This window comes from Microvirga sp. (assembly GCF_014699075.1).
In the GTDB taxonomy this organism is placed as follows: domain Bacteria; phylum Pseudomonadota; class Alphaproteobacteria; order Rhizobiales; family Beijerinckiaceae; genus Microvirga.
Genome location: NZ_JACXAB010000003.1, coordinates 287895 through 300267, shown reverse-complemented (window position 1 = coordinate 300267; position 12373 = coordinate 287895). Strand labels below are relative to the sequence as shown.

At 64.7% G+C, this 12373-nt stretch carries 10 protein-coding genes; 6 read left to right on the top strand and 4 right to left on the bottom strand.

Annotation, left to right across the window (positions count from 1 at the left end):
- Positions 1 to 4 precede the first annotated feature (4 nt).
- The gene (locus tag IC232_RS06945) at positions 5 to 1042 is read right to left on the bottom strand and encodes an NAD-dependent epimerase/dehydratase family protein (RefSeq protein WP_190844197.1); all 1038 of its coding nucleotides are present in this window, start codon (positions 1040 to 1042) and stop codon (positions 5 to 7) included.
- Between the two features lie 973 nt (positions 1043 to 2015).
- Between IC232_RS06945 and ligA the strand changes: the two genes are divergently transcribed.
- The 4 genes from ligA (at position 2016) to IC232_RS06925 (ending at position 6158) form a co-directional block, all read left to right on the top strand.
- Positions 2016 to 4172 (top strand): NAD-dependent DNA ligase LigA, encoded by a 2157-nt coding sequence (gene ligA / locus IC232_RS06940; protein WP_190844196.1) that lies wholly within the window; start codon positions 2016 to 2018, stop codon positions 4170 to 4172.
- 46 nt (positions 4173 to 4218) lie between these two features.
- Positions 4219 to 5085, top strand: a complete 867-nt coding sequence (locus IC232_RS06935) for an AraC family transcriptional regulator (RefSeq protein WP_190844195.1) — start codon at positions 4219 to 4221, stop codon at positions 5083 to 5085.
- Between the two features lie 66 nt (positions 5086 to 5151).
- A complete protein-coding gene (locus tag IC232_RS06930) occupies positions 5152 to 5862 on the top strand; it encodes an AzlC family ABC transporter permease (protein ID WP_190844194.1) in 711 nt (236 codons plus the stop codon).
- On the top strand, positions 5859 to 6158 hold the full coding sequence (locus IC232_RS06925; protein ID WP_190844193.1) for an AzlD family protein: 300 nt from the start codon (positions 5859 to 5861) through the stop codon (positions 6156 to 6158). Before IC232_RS06930 ends, IC232_RS06925 begins: the two co-directional genes overlap by 4 nt.
- 160 nt (positions 6159 to 6318) lie before the next feature.
- Here IC232_RS06925 and IC232_RS06920 read toward each other — a convergent pair whose 3' ends face one another.
- Entirely contained in the window at positions 6319 to 8139 is a 1821-nt protein-coding gene (locus IC232_RS06920) for an aminopeptidase P family protein (RefSeq protein ID WP_190844192.1), read from the bottom strand.
- A gap of 426 nt (positions 8140 to 8565) precedes the next feature.
- On the opposite strand from IC232_RS06920, the gene IC232_RS06915 reads away from it, so the two are divergent.
- On the top strand, positions 8566 to 8790 hold the full coding sequence (locus tag IC232_RS06915) for a hypothetical protein (RefSeq protein WP_190844191.1): 225 nt from the start codon (positions 8566 to 8568) through the stop codon (positions 8788 to 8790).
- Between the two features lie 140 nt (positions 8791 to 8930).
- Here the strand turns inward: IC232_RS06915 and IC232_RS06910 are convergent, their stop codons facing one another.
- On the bottom strand, positions 8931 to 9851 hold the full coding sequence (locus tag IC232_RS06910; protein ID WP_190844190.1) for a 50S ribosomal protein L11 methyltransferase: 921 nt from the start codon (positions 9849 to 9851) through the stop codon (positions 8931 to 8933).
- A gap of 152 nt (positions 9852 to 10003) precedes the next feature.
- On the opposite strand from IC232_RS06910, the gene IC232_RS06905 reads away from it, so the two are divergent.
- Positions 10004 to 10879: an SDR family NAD(P)-dependent oxidoreductase gene (locus IC232_RS06905; RefSeq protein ID WP_190844189.1), complete on the top strand. Its 876-nt coding sequence runs from the start codon at positions 10004 to 10006 to the stop codon at positions 10877 to 10879.
- Between the two features lie 33 nt (positions 10880 to 10912).
- Here IC232_RS06905 and IC232_RS06900 read toward each other — a convergent pair whose 3' ends face one another.
- Positions 10913 to 12184, bottom strand: a complete 1272-nt coding sequence (locus IC232_RS06900) for an SAM-dependent methyltransferase (protein WP_190844188.1) — start codon at positions 12182 to 12184, stop codon at positions 10913 to 10915.
- Positions 12185 to 12373 lie beyond the last annotated feature (189 nt).

Genomic DNA, 12373 nt, shown 5'->3' with positions numbered 1-12373 from the left:
CCGATTACACGGCCGCGTCGGCCTCGACCGCCGCCAACAACGCAGCCTCCTTCTCCGGAGGCATCCCGGCCTTCAAGGGCGTTGCACGGCGGGTCCGGTCCCAGGCGAGAATGGTCTCGAGCGTTTCATCCAAGGGCCGGGTGTGAAGCCCATGGGCGAATGCCTGTTCCGTATCGATCTCCAGAAAATGACGGAACGCCTCATCCGCATGCGGCAGCCAGAGGGGGACCTCGCTCCAGGGCTCGAGGCCCGCGGCCAGAACCGCCTCGTCCGAACACCAGACGAACCGCGCGTCCGATCCCGCAACCTGGCGGCACGAATCGAGGAGGGCGCTCATGGGAAGGGGACGGCCGGTGAGGTTGAAGACCCCGCCCAATCCTCTCCCGGCACCTTCGACGATGAAGCGCGCGGCATCGCGCACATCGATGAGCTGAACGAGCCGCTGCGGATCCCCGGGTGCCGGGATGGAGCCGCCCCCATCCACACGGCGCACCCAGTAGGTCAGCCGGTCGGTATAATCGCCTGCACCGACCAGGAGCCCGGAACGAAGGATGAGCGCCCGGTCGCCGAGACGCTCGATCGCCACCAGCTCGCACTCGCGTTTCAGCGGGCCGTAGGCCGTTCCGTAGGATGCGGCGCTGGAGCGGCGCTCCAGCGGGAGCGATCGCGCGAGGCCCAGTTGCTCAGGTGTTGCGCGGCTCGTGGGCGCCTGTTCCGTCAGGCCGGGCTCGGCGAAGCCCGCATAGACGGAAGCGCTCGTTACCAGCGCGTATCGGCCGATGGCGGGAGACAGGGCGTCGAGCAGGCTCGCCACGGCGTCGGGCGCGAAGGCGCAGGTGTCGACGACAAGGTCGAAGCTGCGTCCCCTGAGGGCCGAGAGGTCCTGGTGCCGGTCGCCCACAATCGTCTCGAAGCCGGCGTCTAGCGCCGGGTTGATGGTCTGGCCGCGGGTGAAGATCGCGACCCTGTGGCCGGCCTTGAGCGCAGCATCCGCCACCGCCCCACCCAGAAACCCCGTTCCGCCGACCACGAGTACATTCATCACAGGCATCCCGACTCACCTTGAGCATCGGCTTATGAGGATGGATGTTTCCTGGGTGGTCAACTTCCGCAACGGCACCTCCGCTGATGGGAGCATCGGCGTGAAGCGCGGTGAAGAGGAGATGCGAGGCATTGCTGACCAGCTGTGAAGACGAGCGGTGAGAACCTGGGTGTCATCCCCGGCGGCCGCAGGCCGGGAAGGGGATCCACGATCAAGCGCGGCGCTATGGATTCCCTTCCCCTCCGCTTTCGCTCCGGCCGGGAATGACATCCGCCCTGTTCCCCACGATGTCATCCCGGACGGCGCAGCCGATCCGGGATCGGGTGCAGGATGAGGCGCGGGTAAACCTCCCCCTTTGCGGGGAGGGTGGCGAGCGGAGCGAGCCGGGAGAGGGGAAGTCCGGTCGGGCACGGCCCTCTCCCGACCTGCTGCGCAGGCCACCCTCTCCCGCTGCAGGGAGAGGGCATGTAGGCGCGTATGTTCTTATTTTGTTCTTGACAGATGCTGCAAGCTCGGCTATAAGGTTGGGTAGATCTGTTCCTATCGAGGGCCGCGCTCGCGAGGCGTCGCAGTGTGGGAGCAGGCACGGTCCCGCCGCAGGGCTGCACCCCTGTGATCGCGGGTGGCCGATCTTGGCTCTGACCAGGTCCGCTGAAACAAACCGTGCGCGAAGAGGCACCCCGGCTCTTCCCAATCACCACACATCACCGAACCGGGCTGCCATTCGCGCCACCCTCGATCAACCTTCAGGCTCGCAGCACCCGCTGCGGGCCCCAAGGTGCTGGCTCAAACAACGTCGTTCCGGGGCTGCGCAGCAGAACCCGGAATCGTTGGGCCAGAATGGCACCCGATCCCGGATCTTCGCTGCGCTTCGTCCGGGATGACAGTGGAAGGAAGCCGTGATTGGGGCTTCCCCTCTGGAGACTGAAGCCCTGAGCGCTATGGTTCAAGCACCCTCAAACCCGATTCGATCATGTCCCCACGCAACACCTCCTCAAAGCCCGCCGACCACCTCACCCCCGATGAAGCCCGTGCCGAGCACGAGGCGCTCGGCGCCGAGATCGCGGAGCATGACCGGCGCTATTACGAGGAGGACGCGCCCAGCGTCTCGGATGCGGAGTACGATGCCCTGCGCAAGCGCTACGAGGCGCTGGAGGATCAGTTCCCCGAGCTGAAAAGCCCTGAGAGCCTGACCCAGAAGGTCGGCTCCAAGGTGTCGGAGAAGTTCGGCAAGATCAGGCATCGCGTGCCGATGCTGTCGCTCGCCAACGGCTTCGCCGACGAGGAGGTGGAGGAGTTCGTCGAGCGCATCCGCCGCTTCCTGAATCTGAAGGACGATGCGCCGCTCGCCTTCACGGCCGAGCCCAAGATCGACGGCCTGTCCTTGAGCCTGCGCTACGAGAACGGAAAGCTCGTCTCCGCCGCCACCCGCGGCGACGGCGCGGTGGGCGAGGACGTGACCAACAACGCCCGCACGGTGGGGGACATCCCGCACCGGCTGAAGGGATCGAGCGTTCCCGAAATTTTCGAGGTGCGCGGTGAGGTCTATCTCTCGCACGAGGATTTCGCCGCCATCAACGCGCGCCAGGAAGCGGCCGGCAAGGCGCTCTTTGCAAATCCGCGCAACGCGGCGGCGGGCAGCCTGCGCCAGCTCGATGCGTCGATCACCGCCTCGCGTCCGTTGCGCTTCTTCGCCTATGCCTGGGGCGAGGTGAGCGCCATGCCGGCAGACACGCAACACGGCATGATGGAGTGCTTCAAGAGCTTCGGCCTCACGGTCAATCCGCTGACGCGCCGCTGCGAGAGCATCGCGGAATTGCTGGAGCATTACCATGCCATCGAGACCGACCGCGCCAACCTCGGCTACGACATCGACGGCGTCGTGTACAAGGTCGATTCCTTGAGCCTGCAGCAGCGCCTCGGTTTTGTGTCGCGCTCGCCGCGTTGGGCGCTGGCGCACAAGTTCCCGGCGCAGAAGGCCGTCACGGTGCTCGAAGGCATCGAGATCAATGTAGGCCGCACGGGCTCGCTCAATCCCATTGCGCGCCTGAAGCCCGTCACGGTCGGCGGCGTCGTGGTGTCGAACGCGACGCTGCACAACGAGGATTACATCAAGGGCATCGGCGGCAACGGCGAGAAGATCCGCAATGGTGTCGACATCCGCATCGGCGACACGGTCGTCATCAACCGGGCCGGCGACGTGATCCCCAAGGTGCTCGACGTGGTGCTGGACAAGCGCCCCGCGGACGCGAAGCCCTATGAATTTCCCACCACATGCCCGGCCTGCGGCAGCCACGCGGTGCGCGAGGTCAATCCGCGCACCGGCAAGGAGGATGCCGTGCGCCGCTGCACCGGCGGCCTCATCTGCCCGGCGCAGGCGCGCGAGCGTCTCAAGCATTTCGTGTCGCGTAACGCGTTTGACATCGAGGGTCTCGGGTTGCAGCGCATCGATGAGTTCTACGAGGAAGGCCTGATCCAGCGCCCGCAGGACATCTTCACCCTGGAGGAGCGCAATGCGCGCAGCCTCAAACGGCTGGAGAACCGGGAAGGGTGGGGCGAGACGAGCGCGAAGAACCTGTTCTCAGCCATTCAGGCGCGCCGTTCGATTTCGCTCAACCGCTTCATCTTCGCGCTCGGCATCCCGCATGTGGGCGAGACCTCGGCGCGGCTGCTGGCGCGCCACTTCGGCACCTTTGAACACCTGCGTGAAGCCGCGAAGGCAGCATCCGACGAGACATCTGAAGCGCATGCGGAACTCACCGCCATCGGCGGCATCGGGCCCGTGGTGGCGGAGGCCATCGTCGAGTTCTTCAAGGAACAGCACAACGAGCAGATGCTCAATGCGCTGCTCGCTGAAGTCACTACGGAGCCCATGGAAGCGCCGGCCTCCGCGAGTTCGCCGGTCGCCGGCAAGACCGTGGTGTTCACCGGCTCCCTCGAGCAGATGACCCGCGAGGAGGCCAAGGCCATGGCCGAGCGGCTCGGGGCCAAGGTGGCGGGCTCCGTGTCCAAGAAAACCGACATCGTGGTGGCCGGCCCCGGCGCGGGCTCGAAGCTCGCCAAGGCGGCCGAGCTCGGCCTCCAGGTCATGGACGAGGACGGCTGGTTCGCCCTCGTCGGGCGGGGGTGAGACTCCTGTCCAAGACACATGGGCCCTCATGTGGCATGGTGCGCCCATGACGGTGATCACCCCGGAGGTCTCGCTCGATCCTGCCCAGGTTGGAGCGGGCGACGTGACGCATTTCTGGCGGGTGCCGCGCTATCGCGGCCTCGATTGCCTGCGCGCGACCTTCCGCCGTCATTCCTACGCCCGCCACAGCCACGACACCTATGCCATCGCGGCGGTGCTGGCCGGCTGCGAGACGTTCTTCCATCGCGGCGAGCAGCGCTATGTTCCGGCAGGCTGCGTGGCGGTTGTCTGCCCCGACGAGATCCATGACGGCGAGCCCTATGGCGGCGGCTTCGAGTACCGCACCTTCTATCCCTCGCCGGAGCTGATGCAGGAGATCGCCGAGGACGTGGCCGGACGCCCGCTCTCGCGTCCGCCTTGGTTCCGGCATTCCGTCATCGACGATCCCGAGCTGTTCCAGGCTCAGGTCCGGCTCCATGCCTGCCTCTGCCAGGAGGACAGCTGGGCCTCCGAGATGGAGCAGGACACCCGGCTCATCGACTTCTTAAGTCGTCTGATTGCCCGCTGGGCCGATCTCGATGCCCTGCCGAGCGTCCGCTACGGATCGACGAGCATCCTGCGGGTGCGCGATTATCTCGATGCCCATATTGGCGAGGAGGCGGATCTCGCGGGCCTCGCCAACCTGGCGGGGCTGTCCCGCAGCCATTTCATCCGCGCCTTCGCCAAGGAGACCGGGTTGACGCCCCATGCTTATCTCCTCGACCGGCGCTTCCGGGCCGCGACCCGGCTGCTGGGGCAGGGTGAGGCTCCGGGCGATGTGGCGGTGGCCTGCGGCTTCTTTGACCAGAGCCACCTCAACCGGGTGTTCAAGGCCCGCATGGGCGTGACGCCGGGGGCTTATAGAGCTGCCTGACACAGCACTTTCATCCAAGACGCCGAGATGTTCGTCCTGCATAAGGCCGGGACGATGAGGACCGTCATGGACCAAGCAAACCCCTTCGTCTCCACACCCCGCCGGGACATCCAGGCGGGCCTGCGCGACATCGCCCCGGTGGCCGTGGCGGCTCTGCCCATCGGCCTCCTGTTCGGCGCGATTGCTGCCGCCAAGGGCATGTCGACCCTCGAGGTCTTGTTGATGTCCTCGCTCGTCTTCGCGGGCGGCGCGCAGTTTGCCGCCATCGAGACCTGGATCAGTCCCGCGCCCGTCCTGACGCTGGCCTTCGCCACTCTGCTGATCAATGCGCGCCATGTGCTGATGGGAGCCTCGCTGACGCCGAAGGTCCGCATGTCGCGGGTCCAGACCCTGCTGGCCTATTTCTTCCTCACCGACGAGGCCTGGGCGCTCTCCGAGCGCCGCGCCCTGGAGCGGCCTGTGACGGGAGCCTATTGGTTCGCCATGGCCGTGGTGCTGTGGGCGAACTGGACGCTGTCGTCGACCATCGGGGCGATCCTCGGCTCCTTCCTCGGAGACCCTGAGCGCATCGGCGCGGACTTCGCCTTTACGGCCTTGTTCATCGGCCTCGTGGCCGGCTTCGGAAGGAGCCGCGTGACGCTTGTCACCGTTGCCGCCAGTGCGATTGTTGCAGCCCTCGTCCACTACTTCATCGGCGCGCCGTGGCACGTCGCATCCGGCGCTCTCGCAGGCATTGCGGCAGCTTACCTCGCAGCTCCTCAGGAGACTCGCTCATGAGCCTCGACACGACAACCCTGATCGCCATCCTGGCCATGGCGGCGGTGACCTATCTCACGCGCATCGCAGGCCTGTTCGTGGCCGACCGCCTCGTGCTCACCGGCCGCGCCAAAGCCGCCTTCGATGCCATTCCGCCGGCAGTGCTGGTCGCTGTGATTGCGCCCACCGCGCTCACCACCGGATGGGCTGAAGCCATCGCGGCCGCCATCACGGCGGTGGCGGCGTTCCGACTCCCGCTCCTCGGCACGGTGGCGGTCGGCGTGATCGCCGTCGTGGTGCTGCGGAACCTGATTTGATGAACGTCTCCATGTCATTCCGGGGCCGCGCAGCGGAGCCCGGAATCCATAACCACGACGTCCCAAGAAAGTGCGAGCGACGTTACGCCTACCTTCACACCGTCAGCGGATATGGATTCCGGGCTCGCCTGCGGCGCCCCGGAATGACAGTGGATGTTCTTTAGCCGATCGCCTGCGTCGCGTTCTCGAGCCAAGCGCGTGTCTCGGCATCGAGATGCGGCCCGATCTTCTCACGAACAGCGGCATGATAGGCATTGAGCCACGCGATTTCGTCCGCATTCATGATCGCCGGCTCGACGAGGCGCAGGTCGATGGGTGTGAAGGTCAGCGTCTCGAAGCCCATCATCTCGCGGTCGCCGCCGGGAATCGTGCGCGGCTCGACGAGGATCAGGTTCTCGATGCGGATGCCGTAGGCGCCGGGCTTGTAGAAACCTGGCTCATTGGACAGCATCATGCCGATCTCCAGCGGCGTGTGGCCGGTCTTGGCGATGCGCTGCGGGCCCTCGTGCACGGAGAGATAGCTGCCGATGCCATGGCCGGTGCCGTGATCGAAGTCGAGGCCCGCTTCCCACAAGGGTTTGCGGGCGAAGGCATCGATCTGCGCGCCGGTCGTGCCCTTTGGGAACACCGCCTGGGCGATGGCGATATGGCCCTTCAGCACGCGGGTGAAGCGATCCTTCATCTCGGCCGTCGGCTCGCCCACGATGATCGTGCGGGTGATGTCCGTGGTGCCGTCCTCGTATTGCGCGCCGGAGTCGATCAGGAAGATCTGGTTGCGCTCGATGGCGCGGTTGCTCGAACTCGTCACGCGGTAATGGGGCAGGGCGGCATTGGGGCCTGCGCCCGAAATGCTCGGGAACGAGACGTTCTTCAACGCGCCTGTCTCGACACGGAACGCCTCGAGTGCCTCCACTGCGTCGATCTCGGTGAGCTTGCCTGACGGCGCCTCGCGTTCGAGCCATGCGAGGAAGCGGGCTACCGCCACGCCGTCGCGCAGATGCGCCGCGTGCGAGCCTGCAATTTCGGCCTCGTTCTTCACGGCCTTCATGAGAGCGATCGGATCGGCCCCCACGTCGACCTTGCCGCCTGCCGCCTCGATCCGGCGGATCAGGGCGACGGCGCCGGTGGCGGAATCGATGCGGATCTTGCCGCCGGTCTGGCCCAACGCGTCGAGGGCACCCTGGAAGCCGCTGATCGGCGCGAACGCGGCCAGATCGCCGACCGCGTCGCCGGCCTCGTTCGTCACCTTCGCCGGATCGAAGTACAGGCTTGCGCGGCCCTCGCGGGGCAGGATCGCATAGCCGAGCGGCAGGGGCGTGTGCCCCACGTCGCCGCCGCGCAGGTTGAAGGCCCAGGCGAGGTTGTGCGGATCGGAGATGACGAGGGCATCGATCTTGGCCTCCGCCATCTTGCGGCGGATGCGCTCCAGCTTGGCGGGCGCGGTCTCGCCGGCATAGTCGAGCGGATGCGGCTTCACAGGGGCCTGCGGCGGCGCGGGGCGGTCGATCCAGACCACGTCGACGAGGTTCATGTCGACGGGAGCAAGCTGCCCGCCGGCTCGGCTGACCGCCTGCTCCAGACGTTTCAGGCTGTCGCTGGTGTGCAGCCAGGGATCATAGGCGAAGGTGCCGCCCTGCGGCAGGTTCTCGGCAATCCAATCTTCGGGCGTGAAGTCGGCGAGCTGAACCGGCGTGATGATGGAGGTGTCCACCTGCTCTGCCGCCTGCACCGTATAGCGACCGTCGACCACGAGAGCGGCCTTGTTCTGCAGAATGACGGCCGTCCCGGCCGAGCCCGTGAAGCCTGTGAGCCACGCCAGACGCTCGGCGCTCTTCGGCACGTATTCGCCCTGGTGCTCGTCGGCGCGGGGAACGATGAACCCGTCGAAGCCGCGGCGGGCCATTTCGGCGCGCAGCTTGGCGATATGCTTGGGTCCCTGGGCGGGCGAGGTCGTGTCGTCGAAAAACTGGAACTGAGCCATGGAAAGCAGCACCGGAAATCGGGAATGAAGAGGTCTGCACGCTAGAGCATCGGGCCAAAAAGTGGAAACCACTTTTGGGATCAACCCGATGCTCCAGTTTATGAAGTGGCGCATCGTATTTGGCGGAAAACCGGGACCACTTTTCGCCGACGCGGCCCCTCTGGGTCCGCACGATGCGCCAAACCGGAGCGAGCGCGGCTGCAACTGCAATGCCCCGATGGATGATGATGCATCCTTGAGCAGACCGCCTTGGGATTATGCGCCAGGCGACTAGATCTTAATCAGAATTAAGAGGGTTCTGCACATAGCGCATGGCTTGCATGTGATCCTATGACTTCTACCAAAGTCGAACCGAGCTTATCTTTCTGACAACAAGAACAGAGGAACGCTGAAGGGTTTCAGCACCGATCTGTTGGAGATGAGCCCATGACCGCAGCCGTTTTTTCGTCCCACGTTGCCAGTCCTGTAAGCGCCCCGTCCCGGCTTTCGCAGGTCGCGACCCGCGTGATGAACGCTCTCATCGAGAGCCGCGTCCGGAGCGCCGCACGGGAACTGCGCCGCCACGAGGCCCTCATGTCCGATCTCGGCCGCCGGCAGGATCATTCGCCCCTGTTCCTCGACCAGTCCGACGATCTGCCCTTCAAGCTTTAATCAGTTCATTTGCGAAGAAAGATAGGACCATGATCATCATCACCGCCCTCAAGGCCATCCGCGAAGTCTGGACGGAGACCCTCAAGCTCCGCCGCGAGCTTGCCAAGCGCTACCCGGGCGTTATGGCCGAGTAATCGGAATTACAGGCGGGGCAGCGCACGGGCGCTGCCTCTTGTCATGACCAATGCCGCCCAGCCGTCCAGGTTGTAGCGGCGCTGCAGATACCAGCCCTGGTGCGCATAGGCCGACAGAACGCCAGGGACGTCGCGGTAGAGAAGCCCCGACAGAATGATCGTCCCGTCATCGCTTGCCACGCGCGACAGCGCCGGTGCCAGCATCCGCAGGGGCTTGGCCAGGATGTTCGCGAAGACGAGGTCGAAATGCCCAGGACGATCCGCTTCCATATGGCGGATGCCCGGACCGACATAGAGCCTCATCCACGCCGCAATCCCGTTGAGCCGCGCGTTCTCGCGCGCCACCCGCACAGCCTCCGGGTCAATATCGCCGGCCACGACAGGGCGCCTCAAAACCTTCGCCGCAGCGAACGCGAGAATGCCCGTGCCCGTGCCAACATCGAGCACATGGCGCGGCGTGCGCATCTTCAACTCATCCACGAAGGCAAGCAGGCAGCCCTTGGTGGTGCCATGATGGCCTGTGCCGAAGGCGAGGCCCGCCTCGATCTCGATGGCGATGTCGCTGGGCAGGCGGTGCTCGCGGTCATGGGAGCCGTGGACGAAGATGCGGCCGGCGCGAACAGGCTTGAGGCCTTCCAACGACGACTTCACCCAATCCTTCTGCTCCAGAGGCAGGAACACACCCTTGTCGGCCTCAGCGCCCACGATGGGGCGCAGCAGGTTGCGGATCGCCGCCTCGTCCGGTTGATGGGCGAAATAGGCCTCCAGCATCCAGGGGCCGTCGTCTTCCGTCTCGAAAGACGCAACGGCGGTCTCGGCCGGATCGAAGATCTCGCCGATCATGTCGGTCATGACGCGTGCGGAACGCTCATCCGTGGTGATGCGGAAGACGTGGGTGGGGCGGTTGGGGTGCAGACCTTCAAGCATGCGGTCGCCTTACCATTCATCAGAGCGCAGGTCACCTGTCCGTGATTCCGGGGCCTGCGAGGAACCGTCAGGGTGGCGGCCCGTTTTGTCCTCGCTCAGCAGCGGCCATGGCCGAGGGCCAATGGCTGCGCTTGTTTCCCCAGGAGATCCCCATGACCGGACGCCTTTTCGACAAGGTCGCCATCGTGACGGGTGCCGGCACCGGCATCGGCGAGGCGATTGCTCTCAAGTTTGCCCGGGAGGGCGCCCGCCTTCTGCTCGTCGGCCTGCCGGACGATCCGGTGGAGGATGTTGCCCGCATGATCAATCATGCGGGCGGCTTCGCTGAGACCTACCTTGGCGATATCGCCGAGGAGCGTCACGCCGAGGCTGCTATCGAAGCCTGCCTCCATGCCTATGGGCGCATCGATGTGCTCGTCAACAATGCCGGCATGTTTCTGGTCGCGGCGGAAACGCAGGATTACCCAATCGACAAGTTCGACGAGACCCTGCGTGCGAATGTCCGTTCGGTTTTCTTGATGACCAAGTTTGCCCTACCACATCTTCAGAAAACCTACGGCAACATCGTTTCCACCGGTTCGGAAGCCGGCATGATCGGCATTGCCAAGAACACAATGTATGGCGGCACCAAAGCTTTCATTCATTCCTTCATGCGCGGTGTGGCCGTGGAGCAGGCTGCCCATGGCGTGCGCGCCAACTGCGTCTGCCCCGGTCCGATCGACACCGCATGGACCCACAAGTCGAGCGGCCCGATGGATCGTGAGATGGAATCGATGATGATCGACGCGACGCCGATGGGGCGCCGCGGAACGCCGGAGGAGGTCGCGAACGTGTTCTGCTTCCTCGCCTCCGATGAGGCGAGCTACATTACCGGCGCGCTGTACGCGGTTGATGGCGGTGTGACCATCGCAAAAGGGTCCGTCGGCTCCATGGCCGCCTCGCATTTCAAGAAGCAGCCGGAAGGCACGCTGCCGACACAACATGCCCATGACGGGCTGAAGAACAAGGATTACGAGACGCTCACCTGAGCGGCAGCCAATTGGTTCAGTAGATGCCGGATCTTAGACCGGCGTCAGCTGCCTAGCCGGCTCCAGCACCTTTAGGCGTTCCGCTTCCTTCGCCTTATAGTCGCGCTGCACATCCGTGACGTAGTCGCGCACGACCGGTGCAGCATCGCGCTTGCGGGCAAGCTGCATGTGGAACACGAGCTGGCTGCCTGTTGTGAACATGGTCTCGGCGCTGATGAGGTAGAACTCGAACATGCGGCAGAAGCGCTCGTCGTACATGGCGGCGATCTTTTCCCGGTTCGCCTCGAAGCGCCGGTGCCAGTGATTGAGCGTCTTTGCGTAGTGCAGTCGCAGGAATTCGAGATCCGTCACCCAGAGCTGGTTCTGCTCGACGACGGGGAACACCTCGGACAGGGCAGGCGAGTAGGCGCCGGGGAAGATGTACTTCCTGAGCCACGGGCTTGCGGTGCCGGGAGGGCTCATCTTGCCGATGGAATGCAGCACCATCAGCCCGTCATCGTCGAGCAGCGCGTTGATCTTGGCGAAGAACTCGCCGTAATGATGCACGCCCACATGCTCGAACATGCCGACTGAGACGATGCGGTCGAACTTTTTGTCTACCTTGCGATAGTCGAGCAACTCGAAGCGCACCCGATCCGATAGGCCCGCGCGCCGTGCCTTCTCGTTGGAGAGCTCATGCTGCTCCTTGGAGAGCGTGACGCCGGTGACATCCACGTCTTCCATGGCGGCGAGATAAAGCGCGAGGTCGCCCCAGCCGCTGCCGATGTCGAGAACTCTCATGCCGGGCTTGAGGCGCAGCTTCGACGCGATCAGACGAAGCTTGTTCTGCTGCGCTTCTTCCAGCGTGTCGTCATCGTTGACGAAATAGGCGCAGGAATACTGCATGCCCTTGTCAAGGAAGAGCTTGTAGAAGTCGTTGCCCAGATCGTAGTGATGGGCCACGTTCTGTTGCGCCTTGCCCACGGGGTTCGCCTGCTGGAAGCGCTTCACCCCGCGCGAGATGCGCTTGAGCACGCTCTGCAGCGGATAATTCGCCAAGGACGAGCGGTTCATCGAGAACAGGTTCAGGAAGTCCCGCAAGTTCGAGCCGTCCTCGAAGCTCATACGGCCGTCCATGTAGGCCTCGCCGGCATGCAGTTCCGGGTTGAGGAAGAGCTTGTGATAGAGCGAACGGTCGGTCAGCCGCATGGTGACGCTCGGTCCCGGCTTTTCCCCGCCGAACGTATGGGTGCCGCCCTCCGCATCGATCACCTTCAGGCTTCCGGCGCGGATGAAGGATCTCAGCATGTTGGACAGGGGGAACATCGGCACCTCTCGCGGTCATTCATCGGGGCCGGATGGTTCCACAGTTGCGGGCGGGTGGCTAGAGAGAAGATGGCCCAGATCAGAACCCGTCTAAAGTACCGCACAAACAGCCTCATTCGGGAACAACGGGAGGATGCTCCGGTTGGAAGGCTGACTCTTGCGGGGCTGAGAGTCGCGACTCAATCCACC